22 protein-coding genes and 1 pseudogene are annotated in these 20,124 nt (G+C 48.3%); 17 read left to right on the top strand and 6 right to left on the bottom strand.

The window, feature by feature from the left end:
• From VK958_RS05030 to VK958_RS04995, 8 genes and pseudogenes are all read left to right on the top strand, one after another.
• Positions 1 to 185 (top strand): annotated as a pseudogene (locus VK958_RS05030) (NADH-quinone oxidoreductase subunit NuoI); the annotation flags it as partial.
• A gap of 17 nt (positions 186 to 202) precedes the next feature.
• Positions 203 to 838, top strand: coding sequence for an NADH-quinone oxidoreductase subunit J (locus tag VK958_RS05025; protein ID WP_325239512.1), 636 nt, complete (start codon positions 203 to 205; stop codon positions 836 to 838).
• A 2-nt stretch (positions 839 to 840) separates the two neighbouring features.
• Positions 841 to 1,146, top strand: coding sequence for an NADH-quinone oxidoreductase subunit NuoK (gene nuoK, locus VK958_RS05020; protein WP_325239510.1), 306 nt, complete (start codon positions 841 to 843; stop codon positions 1,144 to 1,146).
• Positions 1,147 to 1,150: 4 nt separating this feature from the next.
• Positions 1,151 to 3,250, top strand: coding sequence for an NADH-quinone oxidoreductase subunit L (gene nuoL / locus VK958_RS05015; protein WP_325239509.1), 2,100 nt, complete (start codon positions 1,151 to 1,153; stop codon positions 3,248 to 3,250).
• Positions 3,250 to 4,758, top strand: coding sequence for an NADH-quinone oxidoreductase subunit M (locus VK958_RS05010; protein WP_325239507.1), 1,509 nt, complete (start codon positions 3,250 to 3,252; stop codon positions 4,756 to 4,758). The genes nuoL and VK958_RS05010 overlap by 1 nt, the downstream gene beginning before the upstream one ends.
• A gap of 16 nt (positions 4,759 to 4,774) precedes the next feature.
• The gene (gene nuoN, locus VK958_RS05005; RefSeq protein WP_325239506.1) at positions 4,775 to 6,220 is read left to right on the top strand and encodes an NADH-quinone oxidoreductase subunit NuoN; all 1,446 of its coding nucleotides are present in this window, start codon (positions 4,775 to 4,777) and stop codon (positions 6,218 to 6,220) included.
• Positions 6,221 to 6,227: 7 nt separating this feature from the next.
• The gene (locus VK958_RS05000; RefSeq protein WP_325239505.1) at positions 6,228 to 6,509 is read left to right on the top strand and encodes a DUF2818 family protein; all 282 of its coding nucleotides are present in this window, start codon (positions 6,228 to 6,230) and stop codon (positions 6,507 to 6,509) included.
• 117 nt (positions 6,510 to 6,626) lie between these two features.
• Positions 6,627 to 7,160 (top strand): phosphatase PAP2 family protein, encoded by a 534-nt coding sequence (locus tag VK958_RS04995; protein WP_325239503.1) that lies wholly within the window; start codon positions 6,627 to 6,629, stop codon positions 7,158 to 7,160.
• Positions 7,161 to 7,204: 44 nt separating this feature from the next.
• Here VK958_RS04995 and VK958_RS04990 read toward each other — a convergent pair whose 3' ends face one another.
• Positions 7,205 to 7,843 (bottom strand): FMN-binding negative transcriptional regulator, encoded by a 639-nt coding sequence (locus tag VK958_RS04990; protein WP_325239501.1) that lies wholly within the window; start codon positions 7,841 to 7,843, stop codon positions 7,205 to 7,207.
• 338 nt (positions 7,844 to 8,181) lie between these two features.
• On the opposite strand from VK958_RS04990, the gene VK958_RS04985 reads away from it, so the two are divergent.
• From VK958_RS04985 to infA, 3 genes are all read left to right on the top strand, one after another.
• Positions 8,182 to 9,591: an aminotransferase-like domain-containing protein gene (locus VK958_RS04985; protein WP_325239499.1), complete on the top strand. Its 1,410-nt coding sequence runs from the start codon at positions 8,182 to 8,184 to the stop codon at positions 9,589 to 9,591.
• Between the two features lie 282 nt (positions 9,592 to 9,873).
• Positions 9,874 to 10,080, top strand: a complete 207-nt coding sequence (locus VK958_RS04980) for a cold-shock protein (protein ID WP_018985697.1) — start codon at positions 9,874 to 9,876, stop codon at positions 10,078 to 10,080.
• An 87-nt stretch (positions 10,081 to 10,167) separates the two neighbouring features.
• Positions 10,168 to 10,404: a translation initiation factor IF-1 gene (infA, locus tag VK958_RS04975; RefSeq protein WP_325239494.1), complete on the top strand. Its 237-nt coding sequence runs from the start codon at positions 10,168 to 10,170 to the stop codon at positions 10,402 to 10,404.
• 87 nt (positions 10,405 to 10,491) lie between these two features.
• Here the strand turns inward: infA and VK958_RS04970 are convergent, their stop codons facing one another.
• From VK958_RS04970 to VK958_RS04955, 4 genes are all read right to left on the bottom strand, one after another.
• A complete protein-coding gene (locus tag VK958_RS04970; protein ID WP_325239492.1) occupies positions 10,492 to 10,740 on the bottom strand; it encodes a DUF2798 domain-containing protein in 249 nt (82 codons plus the stop codon).
• Positions 10,734 to 11,477, bottom strand: a complete 744-nt coding sequence (locus tag VK958_RS04965; protein WP_325239490.1) for an SDR family oxidoreductase — start codon at positions 11,475 to 11,477, stop codon at positions 10,734 to 10,736. The genes VK958_RS04970 and VK958_RS04965 overlap by 7 nt, the downstream gene beginning before the upstream one ends.
• Before the next feature lie 420 nt (positions 11,478 to 11,897).
• Entirely contained in the window at positions 11,898 to 12,452 is a 555-nt protein-coding gene (locus tag VK958_RS04960) for a TetR/AcrR family transcriptional regulator (protein WP_325239514.1), read from the bottom strand.
• A gap of 53 nt (positions 12,453 to 12,505) precedes the next feature.
• Positions 12,506 to 13,144, bottom strand: a complete 639-nt coding sequence (locus tag VK958_RS04955) for a hypothetical protein (protein ID WP_325239488.1) — start codon at positions 13,142 to 13,144, stop codon at positions 12,506 to 12,508.
• A 306-nt stretch (positions 13,145 to 13,450) separates the two neighbouring features.
• Here VK958_RS04955 and VK958_RS04950 point away from each other — a divergent pair, with 306 nt between their 5' ends.
• The 6 genes from VK958_RS04950 to VK958_RS04925 are packed head-to-tail and all read left to right on the top strand — an operon-like array spanning position 13,451 to position 18,714.
• Positions 13,451 to 14,497 (top strand): AAA family ATPase, encoded by a 1,047-nt coding sequence (locus tag VK958_RS04950; protein ID WP_325239486.1) that lies wholly within the window; start codon positions 13,451 to 13,453, stop codon positions 14,495 to 14,497.
• On the top strand, positions 14,494 to 15,354 hold the full coding sequence (locus VK958_RS04945; protein WP_325239484.1) for a DUF58 domain-containing protein: 861 nt from the start codon (positions 14,494 to 14,496) through the stop codon (positions 15,352 to 15,354). The genes VK958_RS04950 and VK958_RS04945 overlap by 4 nt, the downstream gene beginning before the upstream one ends.
• Before the next feature lie 9 nt (positions 15,355 to 15,363).
• Complete coding sequence (locus VK958_RS04940) at positions 15,364 to 16,260, top strand: hypothetical protein (RefSeq protein WP_325239483.1); 897 nt, start codon at positions 15,364 to 15,366, stop codon at positions 16,258 to 16,260.
• Positions 16,260 to 17,225, top strand: a complete 966-nt coding sequence (locus tag VK958_RS04935) for a vWA domain-containing protein (RefSeq protein WP_325239481.1) — start codon at positions 16,260 to 16,262, stop codon at positions 17,223 to 17,225. The genes VK958_RS04940 and VK958_RS04935 overlap by 1 nt, the downstream gene beginning before the upstream one ends.
• Positions 17,225 to 17,761 (top strand): hypothetical protein, encoded by a 537-nt coding sequence (locus tag VK958_RS04930; RefSeq protein WP_325239479.1) that lies wholly within the window; start codon positions 17,225 to 17,227, stop codon positions 17,759 to 17,761. Before VK958_RS04935 ends, VK958_RS04930 begins: the two co-directional genes overlap by 1 nt.
• Positions 17,761 to 18,714 carry a vWA domain-containing protein gene (locus VK958_RS04925; protein WP_325239477.1) on the top strand — a complete coding sequence of 318 codons (954 nt, stop codon included), beginning with the start codon at positions 17,761 to 17,763 and terminating at the stop codon, positions 18,712 to 18,714. Before VK958_RS04930 ends, VK958_RS04925 begins: the two co-directional genes overlap by 1 nt.
• Positions 18,715 to 18,727: 13 nt before the next feature.
• Here VK958_RS04925 and VK958_RS04920 read toward each other — a convergent pair whose 3' ends face one another.
• Positions 18,728 to 19,885: a metallophosphoesterase gene (locus tag VK958_RS04920; protein WP_325239475.1), complete on the bottom strand. Its 1,158-nt coding sequence runs from the start codon at positions 19,883 to 19,885 to the stop codon at positions 18,728 to 18,730.
• Positions 19,886 to 20,124: the final 239 nt, after the last annotated feature.

The raw sequence follows: 20,124 nt of genomic DNA, 5'->3' as shown, positions 1-20,124 counted from the left end.
GTATTTTCTGTGGCTTTTGTGAAGAGTCCTGCCCGGTAGACAGTATTGTTGAAACCCGTATTTTTGACTATCACGGCGAACAGCGCGGTGACCTGATTTATACCAAAGAAATGTTGCTGGAAGTGGGGGATAAATATGAGGCGCAAATTGCTGCCGATCGCACCCAGGACAAGGCTTATCGCTAAGCGCGGACAGGAAGATTATGGTATTTACTGATATTGTTTTTTACGTACTGGCAGCTATTCTGCTGTTTTCCGGCATCCGCGTGATTACGACCCGTAACCCGGTGCATGCGGCATTGTTCCTGGTATTGTCTTTTTTTACCGCTGCCGGCATCTGGTTGTTGCTGGAAGCAGAGTTTCTCGCCATTGCACTGATCCTGGTTTATGTAGGTGCGGTGATGGTGTTGTTCCTGTTTGTGGTCATGATGCTGGATATCAACCTGGATAAATTGCGCGAAGGCTTTTGGGAGTACCTGCCGATGGCTGGCTTCATTGGCGTACTGATGGTAGTTGAAATGACGCTGGTACTGGCGGATAAGAATCTGCAGCCAAGCCAGGCGGTAGAGTTGCCTGCAAATTACAGTAATACGGCTGCTCTAGGAAAAGTGCTTTATACCGACTATTTGTTACCTTTTGAACTGGCAGCTGTCGTACTGCTGGTGGCGATGATCGCTGCCATTGTGCTGACACTGCGCGAGCGTCAGGATAACAAATCCATGAACCCGTCCGAGCAGGTCAAGGTGAAACGTAATGACAGACTCAGGATTGTTTCCATGCCTGCCGAAGTAGAACCGCCCGAACAGGCACCCGCACCAGTTGCAGAGGAGAAGAAATAATCATGGTCGGCTTGTCTCATTACCTGATCCTGGGCGCATTGATGTTTGCCATCAGTGTGGTCGGTATTTTCCTCAATCGTAAAAATGTCATTATTTTACTGATGGCGATTGAGTTAATGCTGTTAGCGGTGAATCTGAACTTTATCGCCTTTTCCCATTACCTCAACGATATTGCCGGCCAGGTATTCGTATTTTTTATCCTGACCGTCGCCGCCGCTGAGTCCGCGATTGGCCTTGCGATCCTAGTGGTGCTATTCCGCAATCTGCATACGATCAATGTCGATGATCTGGATCAGTTAAAAGGTTAATGGAATGACAATCAAACAAATCCTGATATTGATCCCGTTGCTGCCATTGTTTTCAGCAGCCATTGTCGGTTTATTCCGCAATCATCTCCCACGCTGGACTGCGCATGCCATCACCATCGTCGGTGTTGGTGCTGCTTTCGTTCTATCTGTGACCATACTCAACCAGACGCTAGATGGCTTTACCCTGAATGAGTCGGTATATACCTGGCTGAATTCAGGCGACATCCATTTTGAAGTGGGTTTCCTGATCGATAACCTGAGCGCCATGATGATGGTAGTCGTCACTTTCGTTTCCCTGATGGTGCACGTGTATACCATAGGCTACATGCACGAAGATCCGGGCTATAGCCGTTTTTTCAGTTATATCTCACTATTTACTTTCTCCATGTTGATGCTGGTGATGAGTAATAATTTCATGCAGCTGTTTTTCGGCTGGGAAGCGGTAGGTCTGGTTTCTTACCTGCTGATCGGCTTCTGGTTTACGCGCCCGACCGCAATATATGCCAACTTGAAAGCTTTCCTGGTTAACCGGGTAGGGGATTTCGGTTTCCTGCTTGGTATCGGCATGGTGTTGTATTATTTTGGCAGTGTCGATTACGCCACGGTGTTTGAGCGTGCGCCATCTTTGGCGGATACGCAAGTCAACATCCTTGGTAGCAGTTCCTGGTCGTTGATGACCGTTACCTGTCTGTTATTGTTTGTCGGTGCCATGGGTAAATCGGCACAAGTGCCGTTACACGTCTGGCTGCCTGACTCTATGGAAGGCCCAACACCGATCTCTGCACTGATTCACGCCGCAACCATGGTGACGGCTGGTATTTTCATGGTGGCACGCATGTCACCACTATATGAATTGTCTACGACTGCGTTATCCACCGTGATGGTGATCGGGGCGATTACAGCTTTGTTCATGGGTTTCCTGGGCATTATCCAGAACGACATCAAGCGCGTGGTGGCATATTCCACGCTGTCTCAGTTAGGCTACATGACTGTCGCGCTCGGTGCTTCTGCGTATTCAGTAGCGATTTTCCACCTGATGACACACGCATTTTTCAAAGCACTGTTATTCCTGGGTGCCGGTTCGGTTATCATGGGCATGCACCATGACCAGGATATCCGCAACATGGGTAACCTTAAAAAATACCTGCCGATTACCTGGATCACTTCGCTGATTGGTTCACTGGCCTTGATTGGCACACCATTCTTTTCTGGCTTCTACTCTAAAGACAGTATCATCGAAGCGGTTGAGTTATCGCACATCCCCGGTAGCGGCTTTGCCTACTTTGCGGTTATTGTTGGTGTATTTGTGACTGCTTTCTACTCTTTCCGCCTCTATTTCTTAGTGTTTCATGGTGAAGAAAAATGGCGCCATGCAGCGCATGCCGAACACGCAGACCATAAGCATGTTGCGCATGTTAAGGATGACCATGGCACGCTCGAATCGCATGCAGATGACCATCACGACGACCACACACATAAGGATGCGCATCATCATGGACTGGGCCCGAATGACAATCCGCATGAGCCAGGCTGGGTTGTAACCTTGCCATTGATATTGCTGGCGATACCATCACTTGTCATCGGTTATTTCGCCCTTGAGCCAATGGTCTTCGGCGATTTCTTCAAGAACGTGATTTTTGTGAATCCTGAAGTGCATCCGGCAATGGAGCATCTGGCGCATCACTACCATGAGTTTATGCATAGTCCGGCCGGGATGGCGATACATGGCTTTGCCAGCTTGCCGTTTATCCTAGCTGCTTCTGGCGTCTTGCTGTCCTGGTTCTTCTATATGAAGCGTCCTGATATTCCTGCGGCGATCAAACAGCGTTTTGACCTGATTTACCGCATACTGGATAACAAATATGGTTTCGATAGTTTTAACGAGAAATTCTTTGCCGGCGGGTCTCGTTATCTGGGTCGTTTGCTGTGGAAGTTTGGCGATATTACCTTGATCGATGGCGCGATGGTCAACGGCACCGCCAAGACCATGGGTAAGATTGCTGCCAGGTTACGCAATGTGCAATCCGGGCTTATTTATCACTACGCTTTTGCCATGATTATTGGCGTGTTTCTTCTTATGACTTTCTTTGTAAAAATTAATTGATGATGCAAGCCGATCTCACAAGTATTTCATGGTTAAGTCTGGCCATCTGGCTGCCAATATTGTCTGGTGTGCTGGTATTGCTGCTGGGCGGTGACCAAAAAGCGACTTTAACCCGCTGGCTGGCATTGGCTGGCAGCCTGGTCAGTTTTCTGGTGACTGTGCCGTTATACACATTATTTGATGTGCAGGATGGTTTCTTCCAGTTTGAGGAGTTATTTCCTTGGATCCCGGCATTTAATATTCACTATCACCTGGGTATCGATGGCTTCTCCATGCCGCTGGTACTGCTGACCAGCTTTACCACCGTGATTGTAGTGCTGGCCGCATGGGAAGTGATTACCAAACACGTTGCGCAATATATGGCGGCGTTCCTGATTATGAGCGGCATTATGATCGGCGTTTTCACTGCGCTTGATGCGATGCTCTACTATGTATTCTGGGAAGCGATGCTGATCCCGATGTTCCTGGTGATCGGTGTCTGGGGCGGCCCTAACCGTGTATATGCCACCGTCAAATTCTTCCTGTATACCTTGCTCGGCTCCTTATTGATGCTGGTGGCATTTATCTATCTGTATCACCAGACAGGTAGCTTTGAACTGGCAGATTACTACTTGCTGCCTTTAAGTATGAAGGCGCAGATTTATATTTTTATCGCTTTCTTCATGGCCTTTGCCGTAAAAATACCGATGTGGCCGGTGCACACATGGTTGCCGGATGCCCACGTAGAAGCGCCAACTGGTGGTTCTGTGGTACTGGCGGCAATTGCGTTGAAATTAGGTGGCTATAGCTTCCTGCGTTTTGCGATGCCGATTGCACCTGATGCCTCGCATTACTTTAGTACCGCCATGATCGTGTTATCGCTGATTGCAGTGGTCTATATCGCCCTGGTTGCCTTGGTGCAAACCGATATGAAAAAGCTGATTGCGTATTCATCAATCTCGCACATGGGCTTTGTAACGTTGGGTTTCTTTATGTTCGGCCAACTGGCGCTGGAAGGTGCAGTCGTGCAGATGATCTCGCATGGCTTTATTTCTTCCGCCATGTTCCTCAGTGTAGGCGTGCTCTATGACCGCGTACACAGCCGCGAGATTTCAGCTTACGGTGGTGTCGCTAATAAAATGCCGGTGTTTGCCGGGTTTGCAGTGCTGTTTGCGATGGCCAACAGTGGCTTGCCAGGAACTTCGGGTTTTGTAGGCGAATTCATGGTAATTCTGGCTGCGGTGAAATTCAATTTCTGGGTCGGTTTCTTTGCTGCCACCACTTTAATTTTTGGTGCTGCTTATACCTTGTGGATGACTAAGCGCGTATTTTTTGGCGATGTTGCTAACCACCATGTCGCTGAGCTGACAGATTTGAATAAACGCGAATTCCTGATTCTGGGGATTCTGGCTATCCTGGTCATTGGTTTTGGGGTCTATCCACAGCCGATTACTGAAGTGATGCAAGCTACCACTGGTGAGTTCCTGAAACACATGGCGATTTCCAAATTGCCGGTCACTGGCTATTAAGGCAGGATGTTAGAAAATGGATAATATGCAATTCGATTTGCTCACCCTGTTGCCGGAACTGGTGTTATTGGGTATGGCCATGTTTATTTTGTTGCTGGATTTATTTATCCTGCCGCAAAATCGCTCCATCATTTACGGACTAAGCCAGTTCACGCTATTTGCAGCGGCCTTCTTTACTTTCAAAACCCATACGCCTGCGGTTGGTTTTGCTTTCTCACACATGTTTATAGACGATACTCTGTCCGACGTTATCAAAATGATGATGTACCTCGGTACTTCGCTGATTTTTGTCTATAGCCGCAAATACCTGCAGGACCGCAATTTATACCGCGGTGAGTTTTATGCCATGGTGCTGTTTGGCTTGCTGGGTATGATGATCATGGTGTCTGGCCATAACCTGCTGACTATCTATATCGGTCTTGAACTATTGTCACTGTGCCTGTATTCATTAGTTGCGTTTGACCGTGATAACCCAAGAGCCTCGGAAGCGGCCATGAAGTACTTTGTACTGGGCGCGTTAGCCTCAGGCATGTTGTTGTATGGCATGAGCATGATTTACGGTATGACCGGCAGCCTGGATGTAAGCGCTATCGCCAACAGCATCATGCAGCAAGACAAGAGCCCGGTGTTGATCATGGGCTTGGTGTTCCTCGTGTCCGGGATTGCTTTCAAGTTTGGTGCGGTCCCGTTCCAGATGTGGGTGCCGGATGTCTATCAAGGTTCGCCAACGCCGATGACACTGCTAATCGGCTCTGTGCCGAAACTGGCAGCTTTTGCCATGACGGTACGTTTATTGGTACAAGGTTTGCACCCACTGGCGCAAGACTGGCAGGATATGCTGATGCTGATGGCAATCCTGTCTATCATTATTGGTAACTTCAGTGCCATCGTGCAAACCAACCTCAAGCGTATGCTGGCGTATTCCACGATATCGCATGTCGGTTTTATCATGTTTGGCATGATGAGCGCGAATGCCAACGGGTTCGCCTCGAGCTTCTTCTATATCAGCACTTATGTACTGACCTCAATCGCCGGCTTCGGCATTATTTTACTGTTGAGTCGCCAAGGTTTTGAAGCTGAAGAAATCGACGATCTTAAAGGCTTGAACCAACGCCATCCATGGTTTGCTTTCATGATGTTGATCATTATGTTCAGCATGGCAGGCATTCCGCCTACTATCGGTTTCTATGCCAAATTCACCGTATTACAAGCTGCGTGGCAGGCTGGTTTTACCTGGCAAGTCGTATTGGCAGTCTTAATGGCAGTGATTGGTGCTTTCTACTACCTGAATATCGTACGCAAAATGTACTTTGACGCACCGGTTGATCATGCTCCGCTGACTGCGCCGGTCGATATGCGGTTTGTATTAAGCGTGCATTCACTGGCATTGTTAGGCCTGGGCTTGTTCCCTGAAATCCTGCTCAGCGTCTGTGGCCGCAGCCTGTTAATGAGTCTGCAGTGATCACACTATGCTAACTAAACTGTTGTACTTGTTACTAATGCTTTTTATGGCCAACCTCAGCTGGATTTCAGACAAGTGGTTTGGTATCGCGGGGAGCGTCAATAAGTTATGGCAACGCTTTGTTGCCTTGCTGCCCGCTTATCTGATCACGCTGGTGATTGCCTATTTTATTGAGCAACTGGTCATGGGCCAGGTCTGGCCACAAGGCTGGGAGTTTTACAGTATCACCCTCTGCCTGTTCCTGGTGTTCTCTTTTCCCGGATTTGTCTACCGCGTGCTCTGGAAGTAACTATTGACGGTGCGTCACATTAATTTCACGAATCTTTCACGATAGTTTCAAGCATCAAAGGCACACTATGCTTACCCAAAAGGCATAGACGGGGCAAAACCCCGGAAAGGACCTGAGATGCTTAAACTACAACAAACTCTGGGATGGGTGCAATCGGTGGATAGCCGATTGTGTGTAAAAGTCAGCCATACCGGGCAATACAGACTTATCCGCCACTTCTTTCGCGCTATCTCGCGTATGGGCGATGGCATGTTCTGGTACCTGCTGATGCTGTTAATTGCAATCACGCAAGGCCATACCGGCTTATATGTTTGCCTGCAAATGCTCACAGTGGGTCTTAGTGGCACTCTGGTGTATAAATGGTTGAAGCACCGCACTAGCCGGCCAAGACCGTTTCAGGTTCGCCAAGACGTATTATTAAGCGGCACGCCACTGGATTATTTTAGCTTCCCGTCCGGACATACCTTGCACGCAGTGGCCTTTGGCATGGTGGCAGTGCAGCATTACCCGCAGCTATTTCCCATTGTTTACCCTTTTGTCGTGCTGGTGGGGATGTCACGTGTCGTACTTGGTTTACATTATCCAAGTGATGTACTTGCAGGTGCAGCAGTAGGGTATTTGCTGGTAGCGGCTTATTCACCATTGTTTTAAAAATATGAAAGAATACCGCAGCTGTTGCGGCCATTCTCATTCAATTATAAGTGATTGATCCTCTCCATCATTGCAGCCATTCTGCATTGTTCATGCATATTGCTTTCTCGTAGCCCGAATACCACACCCAGCTGATTTTCCACTGATTGGTTCTGGCTGGCTTTCAACTTGCCAGCCATGTGAGCGATCTCCATTTCAATGCCTACTACTGCACGCATCAATTTATCGATAAAGTCTGCAGGTGCATCCTCAAGCTGCCATGGCTGTTTGAATTTGGTTTCCTGATCAGCCGTCAGCAATGAGAGATGCGCGCGCAACCATTCCTTATCTTCAATCACCTTTACTCTGCCATGCGCATGGACTGCAACATAATTCCAGGTCGGTACCACCATGCCTGTTTGCGCTTTGCTCGCATACCAGGAGGGGGTGACATAAGCATGCGGGCCGTGAAAGATGACAAGTACTTGGTTGTTAGCGGCAATGTCTTTCCATAGTGGATTAGACCTGGCGATATGTCCACTGAGCGTACCATGCGCACCGTTAGCAACGTCGAGATGTAGCGGTATGTGATTTGCATTGAAACCCTCTTCTGATATTGAAACGAGGGTAGCCAGCGGATAAGCGCGGATCAGCCCATGCAATGCATCAGTATTCGACTCGGAGAAATGTTCAGGGATGTACATAATGTTTTTAAATAGGCAATAGCTGGCCTCTCACCAGTACGAACTTTTGTGCTGGCGGGGATAAACGATTGCACTCAGCTGCGGTGTTGAAATTCACAATGCAAGGTGGTTGCTGATGATTCTTCTGCTGGGACGTAACCGTTTGAGTCATTAAAGTGACTTTTGGATTCTCTATTCTGTGACACCATGGCAAAGTCGTGACTGCAATCATCAAGAATGCTATTAACGATTCCATATATTTTCTTTGATAAATTTTAAAAGCATCATATAGTTAATAGCATGTACACTACATGTACAATTTACATTTCAATTCGTAGAGCTGTATAGGTCAGATTGCCATGCCAGTGACACCCTTAATTACCGTGAATGCTTCAGATTCTGTTCCTTTGGTTGAGCAGGTCGTTAACGGTATCAAGAATTTGGTTGAACAACGCGCTCTACGTACCGGTACACGATTGCCGTCCATCCGGGAATTCGCAATACAGCATGGGATTAGTCGATTTACGGTGGTAGATGCTTATGATCGGTTGGTAGCGCTGGGCTATTTGTTATCACGCCGCGGATCAGGATTCTATGTGGTTTCTCTCGCCCAATCAGAAGAAGTGATTCCGCAGACGACTTTTTTAGAGCGTGCAGACGATGTGCTGTGGTTGTTGCATAACACATTCCGTGATGTTCCAGATATCGTCCGTCCGGGATGTGGCTGGTTGCCTAGTGATTGGCTGGATGAAAAAGTCATTCAAAAGAGTTTGCATGAGCTTTCGCGTAAGCCTGGTGCATATTTAACAGGATATGGCGATATCCGTGGTTATTTGCCTTTGCGGCAACAGCTGGCACAGAAGAACCTTGCGGATATTGGTATCAGTCTTGAAGCGCAGCAGATCATCATGACCAATGGTGCCTCGCATGGGCTTGATTTAGTCGCCAGGCTCTTTATCCAGCCTGGGGATGTGGTGCTGGTAGATGATCCCGGTTATTACACCTTGTTTGGTTACCTGAAGTCGTTGGGTGCGAAACTTATCGGTGTGCCGCGCCTGATGAACGGGCCTGATGTCACCGTGCTTCAACAGCACCTTGAAACCTATCGCCCCAAACTTTTTTTCACTAATACTGTATTGCATAATCCAACCGGTACCAGCACCAGCATGGCGATTGCCCACCAGATATTGCAAATGGCTGAAAAGTTTGGCTTGTATATCGTTGAAGATGATATCTATGGCGATTTCCACTCGCATCATGCGCCACGATTAGCAGCGCTGGATCAGTTGAATCGCGTCATTTACGTCAGTAGTTACTCCAAAACCATTTCGGCCAGCATGCGAGTGGGTTTTGTGGCGTGTCATAGTGAACTGGCAATGCGATTACTGGACCTGAAATTACTCACCGGGCTTACCACCTCTGAAATTAACCAGCGTGTGATGTACCAGATTTTGGTTGAAGGGCGTTACCGCAAGCATATGGAAAAGATCCGCACCCGGCTGGAAGTGGAAAGAGGGCGGGTGATCAGGGAGTTGGAGAGCTGTGGTTTAAGTGTTCACGCAGAACCGGCTGGCGGCATGTTCGTCTGGACACAACTTGCAAACGAAGGTAATGCCACTGAAGTTGCGACCATCGCATCAAAACAAAATATCATGTTGGCCCCCGGAAATCTGTTTAGTCCCCACCAGGCACCATCGTCATGGTTGCGTTTTAATGTAGCGCATTGTGAGGATGAAAGGATCTTTGACATATTAAGCACATTTAAATAGGAAAGCCGCATTTGAGATCATCAATTTCTACTCTTTCTTGTAGTCAGAATAGTTGTTTTATGCGCCTGTAGAGCGTGATATCTAATGATTTTTTTGATTTTTTAGCGGTTTATCAAATACTAGTTGCCAATATGCAATATTACGTGCATAGTGTGCCCTCACGAAGTTCAAGTAGTGTCGTTGTTCTATGGTTCTATCTTTTGGTGTATCGTTACTTCCCGCCATCTTGATCCTCGTTATGGGCATTAGCCCAAATTTTTAATTTTCATTCAAGGATTTATTATGGTAACAGGTTCAGTTAAATGGTTTAACGATTCAAAAGGTTTTGGTTTCATCACTCCTGACAACGGCGGCGAAGATTTATTCGCACACTTTTCTGCAATTCAATCTGCAGGTTTCAAAACTTTGAAAGAAAACCAACGCGTTAGCTTTGAAGTAGCTACTGGCCCTAAAGGCAAACAAGCTGCAAATATTCAAATCATTGAGTAATTCATTGCACGTCCGCAAGGCTGGTTAACCGGCCTACCGGAAAAGGGCCCGGAATCTCCGGGCTTTTTTATTTTTAAAGGATGCTGAATGGCAAAAGAAGAATTAATTGAAATGCAGGGCGCAGTCACCGAGATTTTGCCGGATGCGCGCTATCGTGTGAAACTGGATAACGGTCATGAGTTGATTGCTTACACAGGCGGCAAAATGCGTAAACATAAAATTCGTATTCTGGCAGGCGACAAGATCACTATCGAGATGTCACCTTATGATATGGATAAAGGCCGTATCATTTTCCGCCACCTCGAACCGCGTAAATCCTTCTAACCTGCCCCCAGTGTTAGTGCGCAGGCCTGCCACTTCTGGCAGCCAGCCTCGCTCTCCATATTGCCGGACCTTTCACAGGCGTCATGTTCACGTATGGTCTTTTACCAGCCATTCGGTCAGCTTTAACAACCACGGTGCCACAATCAAAATACTGACAAACACGATCGGCCAGGCCACCGTGATGCTGGTTAGCCATGTTTCAAACAACAGTGCCGTTGGCACGTGGTGAATAAGCAGGATGGAAATACTCACCACATTTACGGTTACCAGTGACATCAGCCCCGCAAATAACAATTTGCGTTTGAAAGCCACCCGCTTGTTTGCGCTGTTTACCATGGCAACGCCTGATCCTCATGAAAGTAACCGCCTGTAGGGCCGTTATCGTCTAAAGTAGCTAACCTGACGGAAGTCTTCCAACTGTCACTGATCTCCATCGGAGCATTCGCCCCGCCCAGTTCGGTTTTCACCCAGCCGGGATGCGCAGAGTTGACTTTGATATGACTATCCTTGAGTGCGTGCGCCAGGTGAATGGTGAACATATTTAATGCTGTTTTAGAAGCGTTATAGGCTAACCCTTTAGCAACCTCGATAGGGGAGTCCGGTGTGCTGTGTAATGTTTGTGAAGCCAGAATGCTGGACAGGTTAACAATTCTGCCCGCCTGCGATTGTTGTAACAGAGGCAGCAAGGCTTGAGTCAGTGCCACCACTGCAAAAAAATTGGCATCAAAAGTCTCTTTGAGTGTATTTTGGTCAACGGTCAACGTATTGTTCTGGCCTATCAACTGTTCTTTTAATATCCCGGCATTATTAATCAGGATATCCAATTTACCAAAGCGGGATTGCAATGCCTCAGCCACCGTTTGAGGCGCGTCGGTTAATGCAGCATCATAATGCAAATATTCCGCATCAAACCCAGCAGCCTTCAACTCCGCTACTGATTCTAAACCTTTGCTTTCATCACGTGCGCCAATAATGACTTTGATGCCTTGTTCACCTAAATGCTTGGCAGTTTCAAAGCCGATCCCTCGATTGGCGCCAGTAATAAATGCAATGCGTTGCTGTGAGTTGCTCATGTTGAATTCCTTATTAATTTTGATAGCGTTTATTTAAATACCATTCGGTAAATAAATAATAATGAAGTCGGTTATGCTTGTCAATATATTTATTACCAATCGGTAAATATATTGTCTTCCACTACATTTTTCACTTGGAATCACAGGCCGGTTGATTGCCAATGGATTTTTCTGAATACGGTATAACCTACAACACTCATGGAGTGTTTATTAAAGGCGATCGAATGCCTCCCGGCAGACGCTTTGAATGTACAGTCGACGCAGACTTCACTGCTTTAAAAGGTATTTTCTACAGTAAGTGAGGCAGGAGATATGTTAAGGGCGCGTTTTTAAATCATCGCCTTTATGCTAAAAATGTCGATAAATTGCTGTAACAACACCCATGTGCCACCAGGTAAGCACATGGGTGTTTTCACGTGATCAGGTAGCGTGATGTACCAAGGTGATCGCGGCTAATTTCGCGCGTGTGGCAGCACCGGTATTGGGCGCGAGGCGTTCTACCAATGCCGCACCTTCGAACAGAATGGTCAATTGCTGACCCAAGGCTTCCGGATCTTTAGCGCCAGCGTTGCGTGCAATCTTACATAAGTATGTTTGTAGCTCTACCGAAAGCACTGCTGAATACTGGTTGATCGGATGTTCGGGATCAGGAAACTCTACAGCAGCTATATGGAATGGCAGGCCATGGAATTCTGGCTGGGTAATCCACTGCTCGAGCAATTCACACAACTGTATGAGCAGCTCGATAGATTCATTTTTTCTTGAAGCAAGCTGATCATTCAGCCAGCCATAAAATTTGTCCGATTTTTCACGCAAATAAGCCGTGATCAACTGGTTCTTACTCGGGAAGTGCTTGTACAGCGTTGCTTTAGCTACGCCTGCCTCCATGATAATGGTATCAACACCGGAAGCTTGTATGCCTCTGGTATCAAACAGGCTACTGGCGATGGTTAGTATTTTCTCTCGCATGTTCATCATTTATCCTTTTCCCATTTCATGGGAGATCCCGATTTTTCTGCTGTTGCTGTTTAAAAATGTTCACGTCCTTGCGGACGCATGAGTTCTTGCGGATACAGGCAACTCACGTATCCAAGTGCTTGCCGCAACTGTTCGACATGATCAACATCTACCTTGCCTTTGGTGACAAACATAATAAATGCCTGTCGCTGTGCATCCGGCAACATCGCTGCCTGTGGCAGTTGGCAGCTACCGTTTTGCATCTTCTGGTAAGCCAGGTTTAATAAGCTTAGCGTGACTGGATCAGCGATTGCGCCAGATTCAAATGGTGTTTCTTCTAATGGTGACCATTCAGTTTGCGCCGGTTGATGCATGGGCGTTACCATGGTCATCCACACGACACATAGCGTCACCATCAAGCCAAAGGACAATGAGCGGCTAAATGGCTGGCCGCCTATTTGTTCATGCACGGACTGATCAAACAAATGCCAGGCGGTATCGACATTTGTTTGCGATTGCACACGGATGGCGCCTACTGCCTGGAAAAACCATTGATCCATCAAGGTAGGTGATAATTCCGCATTCGCTGTATGTTGAGCCTGCTCTATCAACTGCCGTATATGCAGGATGTCCTGCGTATTTAATGCAGCATTGGCACCATGCACATGCATGCGTTGCGAATTCCAGGCTACCAGCTGTTGGCGCAACATGTACAACGGCGCATGTCGACACCAATGCTTTAATCCCAACTTCCAAAGGCCATAGAGCGTGTAAGTTTTTACACTGCGCGCGCCACGCTGTCCTGTTTTCTTCATTATCGCTAGTACATTCACGCCGGTAACCCCTAAAAATCTTCTTGCTTTTTTTTCGATGGCTGCAGTAGACTAGAAATAAGTGAACAGACCTGTCTGCATATTAGCGTGGCAAACCACAAATTGCAACCAGTTCTTACGCACCTTTTCCATAAGCTACTTTGGCATCATAGCCCCGGCTGAATTTGTAAACAAGGGATAACCATGACATCCGTATCAATCGAAACACAATTGACCGAGTGGCGCGAGCATGCGCTTAAGCTCGAAAACGAAGTGAAAAAAGTAGTGGTCGGCCAGGACAAGGCAATACGCGCTATTAATATCGCGATTTTTGCCCGTGGCCATGTGTTACTCGAAGGCGGTGTAGGCGTTGGTAAAACCACATTGCTGCAATCGATTGCCCGGGGGTTAGGCGGCGCATACGAGCGTATTGAAGGCACTGTCGATTTAATGCCGAACGACCTGATTTACCACACATTCCTCGGTGAAGATGGCCGCCCAAAAGTGGAAGAGGGCCCCTTGTTACGGGCAGGCGAACAGTTGTCAGTATTCTTTTTTAACGAGATCAATCGTGCCAGGCCGCAGGTGCACGCACTGATGTTGCGCGTGATGGCTGAACGACACATCGGCGCGTTCAAAAAGGAATATCGCTTGCCGCATATGCTGGTTTTCGCCGACCGTAATCAGGTGGAAAAAAATGAAACCTTTGAGATTCCATCGGCAGCTCGTGACCGTTTTATGATGGAAATCCCGATTGAAATTCCTGAGGACCGCGCGCTACGTAAAGCTTTGATGTTTGATGTGAAGTTCCAGCATGCTGAACGCCTGACCCAGCAAGTAGATAGTGGTGTATTGGCCTATGACCAGCTCAATGCATTCTCTGATAAATTGCAGAGCCATATCCGCGCCAGTGATGTGCTTGAAGATTATGCGCTGGACTTATGGGAATCTACTCAAAAACCATCCGCTTTCGGTATTCAGCTCGATAGCGTTGATGTCAACCGCCTGATTCATAGCGGCGCCAGCCCTAGGGGCATGGGTATGTTGCTGAAAGCGGCACGCGTGCACGCCTGGCTAATGAATCGTGACAGTTTATTCCCCGAAGATATTCATGCGGTATTCCATGAAATTATTGCGCACAGACTGGTGCTTAACCCGATGTTCGAGAGCCGTCGTACCGAGTTATCACGCGAATTAACCAACCAGATTCTTGCATCGGTCAGCGTGCCTTCCAAGGCGAAAGCGGCATGATTCCCGACTACGCCCAGCCCTTTTTCTACCAGGTGCCCTGGCGGTCTGCCAGCGTGCATACCGGTGAACACCTGGGCATTCAGCGTGGTCCGGGCGATGAGTTCAGCAAGCATGTTTCGCTGGTCGATTACCCGGATGCCAGGCGCGTGGATTTACGCCAAACGCTGCGTGATCCTTACGAGCAGATCCAGGTGCGCGTATTCAAGCAGGAAGCATCTTCTCCGCTATATGCTGTGTGTGATCTATCCAGTTCCATGCAGTTTCAGGGACAAGTGCGCAAGCTGGATACTGTGAAAGCGATTGCAGCATCCATTGCCTGCTCCGCACACGAGAACAGTGACCTGTTTGGTATGGTTTCTTATGACCATAGCGTGATTCCGCATTTGAGTCTGCCAGCCGGGCACCATGCGCACCAGTCGTTTGCCACCATCGCCGAAATGGGTGATTTTCGTAGTACGCGCCGCGATGGCAGTGGCATCGTTGAGGCGGCCGGTTTACTGGGCCAGCAGAAAGGCCTGGTGTTCTGGATTTCGGATTTCCATTTGCCATTGTCACTGATTGAGCATGGCTTGAACCTGATGGCCAATCACCAAATGATTCCCATCGTATTATGGGATCCGCTGGAGTATCAGCGTTTACCGCGCTTTGGTTTTGGTAACCTGCAAGATCCGGAAACCGGCCAGCAAAAAACCATTTTCTTCCGCCAGGCCATCCGTGCGCAGTTTGTCGAGATGTTCGAGCAACGTAAACAGGCACTGGACCAGCTGTTTGCGCGCTTTGATATTCGTCCGCTGTATGTTGATGGACGCTTCGATTCGGCATTGCTGTCGGATTATTTTGAACAACTTATCCATTAGAGTGTGCTGATGAAACAGATTTTTTTATGGTGGTTTATTGCTACTGTATGCCCCGGACTTGCCTTTGCCGAAATGCAAACGGCTAACGTACAAGTACTCAGCGTGCAAAACCCGGATTCTTATGCCGGGATACAGATCGGTGACGTATTGCAACGCACTATCCAGGTTTCGGTGGCTGCGAATGATCAACTGAATGACAAAAACCTCCCGCTTAAAGGCTTGCAACGTAACGGTGTTGAACTCCGACAGTTGCAAGTCGATAGCAACAAGCAGGGTAATCAACAAGTCTACACGCTGAGATTTGATTACCAGATATTTGCCAGCAGTGGAAAACCTGTGCAATTGCTATTACCGGTCGAGCAATTGACATTTAAAAGCGGTGCCAAGGTTGAATTACCTTCCTGGCGTTTCTGGCTAATGGCGCAATTACCGGACCAGCTACAAAAAGCCAGGCAAAGCGTGATTGCGCAATACCGCCCGGCTTTCTTGGATATTCAGACTCCGCAACGAGGACTGGCATTGAGCCTGTTGTTAGCCTTTGTCGGTGGCCTGGTATTGCTCTATCGGCATTCTGACTGGACTTTATTGCCGATGTTGAACGGGCATTTTGCCCGTGCGTATCGCAAACTGAAAAAACTGCCAGCAAATGCGGAAGGTCAGAAGCAGGCGGCCCTGATTGTGCAAGATGCATTGAATCAGCGCTTTGGCCAGCAAATGCTGGGCACACATGTGCCACAGTTTATTACGCAGCAACCGGGCTTCAAATCGCTTGAGCAGGAGCTTCACGCTTTCTTCGCACAGGCCAATGCGGTGTTGTATGGCGGACAAACGATCAACGCTGCCGATTATCTGCAGCAATGTAAAACATTCACGCGCCAGTTGCGCGACTGCGAACGGGGCATCTGATGCATTGGTTACATCCCTGGTTCTTGCTGCTGTTGCCAGTAGTCGCTGTCCCTTTTCTATTGAAAAGCCGGCATGCGCAAACTTATTCATGGTTGCAAATGGTGCCCGCAGACCCATTTTCAGAGACCGCCAACCGGTTGGTTAAAGCCGCTACCTCACTGATGCTGCTTTGCCTGGTGTTAGCTTTGGCAGGTCCACAGGGTGATAGCCACCAGGAGCAAAAAATCGGTAAAGGTGCGCAAAGTGTATTTGTGATTGACCGCAGTGTCAGTATGGATCACCCGTTTGCCGGACAAAGCACCGGCGGGCATGCGGCAGAAATCAAATCCGCAGCTGCCAGACGTCTTATTACTGCATTTATTGATTCCCGACCGGATGACATGATGGGCGTAGTTGGCTTCACCAATTCGGCACTATATGGCATGAAAATCACCACCAATCGCGATGGCATTCACTCGGCAATTCAGGCAGCGACTGGCCCGGCATTAAACCAGACCAATATTGGTGCCGGCATCACTAATGCGGTGACATTGTTTGAAAACATTGCCAGCACCGGCTCGCGCGCTATCGTTTTGCTGTCGGATGGGGCCGGTAAATTAAGCCCACGCGTGAAATACCAGATCCAGAAGCAGCTGACAGGTAAAAAAATCAATCTTTACTGGATTGTGTTGCGTGAACCGGATGACATCAGTATTTTCAGTGACAACGTCTATGAAGAAGAGCGTGTACCTGAAGCCATTGCACTGGATAGATTTTTCCGCTCACTAAAGATCAAATACAAGGCATTTGAGGCTGATAACGCCACGGCGCTGGAATCTGCCCTGCGCGAAATCGATGCCAAGGAAAAGAACGTCATTCAATACGCCATCATGATTCCCGGACACGACTATGCTAAAGATCTGATCTTGCTCGCATTGTTACTGGGGCTGGGATTGGTGCTGGTTAAACATATAAGGATGTACTAATGACAATACATACGAAAAGGGCCAATTGGCTGTGGGGTGGCATCACCGTGGCAGGGATCATCGGCGCGCTGTATTTCGGCTGGCAGTTGCAGTCATTGCAGGCGCTGAATCAAAAAATCCAGAATGGCACGTTGATTAAAGAGAAAGAATATCCGTATTTGCAACGGTTTACTGCGGCCTATGACCAAGGTAAACATGCTGACTACAAACATGCCGTACAGACCTATGCCCAGTTGCTGGAAGTCTCGCCGCCAGAAGCCGAATTGTCGCATATTCATTTCAATATCGGCAATAACCTGTTTTTGTCCGGATTAGTCCGTACCGTCAATGAAGATGGTTCGTTCCAGGATGAAGCACGCTACGCATTTACCCAGGCCAAAATCGCTTATGAGCAGTCATTGCGCTTGCAGCCAGCCGATAAAGCGGCCAAGTTCAATCTGAGTTTATTGCACTCAGTGATGGCACGCGGCATGCAGGCGGGCGCCAAAGACCAGTCGCATATGGAACTCAGTAATCTGCCGATCGGGTTGCCATAATGAAAGCGATAGCATGGCTGAAGCAATATTATGAGCCGGTACTGTATGTGCTTGCTTTGAGTTTGCTGGTATTGGCATTGGTCAAGCCCAGCATACAACTCAGACAGCAGGTGCAGCATTATTTGCTGATCACGGATGTATCCCAAAGTATGAATGCGGAAGATGAAATGCTGAACCAGAAAAAAGTCAGCCGCATTGCTTATGCACAATATCTGATGAAACAGATCGTGCATAAAGCGCCCTGCGGCACTTATTTCAGCTTGGGCATTTTTGCTTCTGACAATGTGGCTATGTTGCAAACACCACTTGAAGTATGCAAAAACCTGGATGTGATTACCGATGGTATTGATCACCTGGAATGGCGTATGGCCTGGAAAGGCAATAGTCGCTTGAGCTTTGCAGTGCATGCAGCGACACATATTTATGATGCGCTGAATCAACCGGCACAAATGTTGTTTTTCACCGATGGCGATGAAGCGCCACGCGTAAACGTGACCATCAAGCAGGATTTGAGCGGGGTACAGATAGGCGAGTTTTTCACGTTTGTCGGGGTAGGCGGTCCAGAAAAAGTGGCGATTACCCGCTACAACACTGCCAATAAACCGGTTGGATACTGGCCGGTCAGCGAAAATAATAATGCGGGTGCTGTCGGGGTGACCTACGCCGACCCAAGCAGCGATGAACCGGACCCGCCTGTGGCTTATGCAGAATATGACCGCATGTTGTCACAGCTGGAAGAAGAGTACCTGAAGGGACTGTCTGCAGAATTTAAAGGCAGTTACGTCAAAGGGCAGGATCAGGAAGCTTTTTATCAGTCCATCGCGGCGAAAAAAGCGACTGCCAGTTTTGTCACAGACTACCCGTTACGTACAGTGTATTTAGTACTGGCGATATTTTTAGTATTAGCCAGTTATTTACCAGATGTACTTTACCGCAGGCGCATTGACGCTTAATGGAAGCATTGCATTAATCATTTGCCGGTACTAGCGTCAGGCAGGTAATCTCGGAAGGGGAGCCAAAGCGATTTGGCGGCCCCCAGTAGCCGGTTCCCCGATTCACATATACCCATAAATTCTTCAAGCGGTGCAGGCCGGCCACGTAAGGCTGTTGCAGCGGCACCAGATATTTCCACGGCCAGAATTGTCCGCCATGCGTATGCCCGGATAACTGTAAATCAAAGCCTGCTGATTCGGCAGCTTTGGCACTCAGCGGCTGGTGCGCGAGCAGGATTTTTGGCGCATGCTGTGGCGCGCCGGCAATCGCGGCGTGAGGATCGCTCAGGTGTGTGTCATAAAATGCGCCTGCGGTATAGTCCGTCACCCCTGCCAGTACCAGCGTTGCGCCGTCATGCGTAAGCTGCACGTGCTCATTCAATAATACCTGTATCCCTAAGCGCTTGATTTCCTGAATCCAGTCTAGTGCGCCTGAGTAATATTCATGATTCCCGGTAACAAAAAAACTGCCATGGCGCGCAGTCAGGTTGGCTAACGGCTGGGTATGGGTGGCGAGTTCGCTGACGCGGCCATCCACCAGGTCGCCGGTAATGGCAATCAGGTCAGCATTCAGCGTGTTGACACGGTTAACGATGCGCGAAAGATAGCCTTTTTTAATGGTAGGCCCGACGTGGATATCGCTGATTTGAACAATGCGGAAGCCATCCAGCATGGCAGGCAGATTGCGTAAAGGCACTTTGATTTTAATCACCTTGGCTAATCGACGCGCATTAAAGAAACCGATAACGCTGATTGCCAATGCACCTGTGATTGCCAGTAAAGCAGTGTTCTTTTCCAGCGATAAAAAGTCAGCCTGGAAAAAGTGGGAAGCATCCATACCGGCAACTATCAGCAAGAAAATATCGCGTAATAGCGTCAGCACTAACAGCGATGAAAACACGCCCATCAATGTCATTGCGACCCAGCTGGTGGTATCACGTAAAGCATGGTTACGCAGCCCGCGTGCCAGGAAAGCGACTGGTTGCAACAGGGTTGAAATAACCAGGAAGATCCAGCCGGCCCATAATACCCAATCTGCCCAGGCGACTGAGTTCAGAAGGCGTGAACCGATGTAGTAATGCAAAACACTGACCATGGTGGTGAATGTGAGCAGGAAGCGTAGAGGCGGCATGTATTATTTTTGTTGGGTGGCGGATGTGTATTCGTTAGATGGAGCCAGCACCAATAGATTCAAGTCAGCCTGTTATTTAAAGCATAGCCGCTAGCTGTTAAGGCAACAGCTGCAGCCTGACTTTTGCTCTAGCAGTCGGGTTGGTTAAACCACTGGTGCTGGTAATGCTCAAACGCTTGGATGGCACGGGTAGGGCGTAGCCTGGCGTCTTGCAGGCATTTTTGGCGCCAGTCATCCAG

The sequence above is a fragment of the Methylophilus sp. genome (assembly GCF_035460085.1).
Classification (GTDB): domain Bacteria; phylum Pseudomonadota; class Gammaproteobacteria; order Burkholderiales; family Methylophilaceae; genus Methylophilus.
The sequence above is the reverse complement of the archived record's forward strand: the minus strand, read 5'-3'. Positions and strand labels throughout refer to the sequence as shown.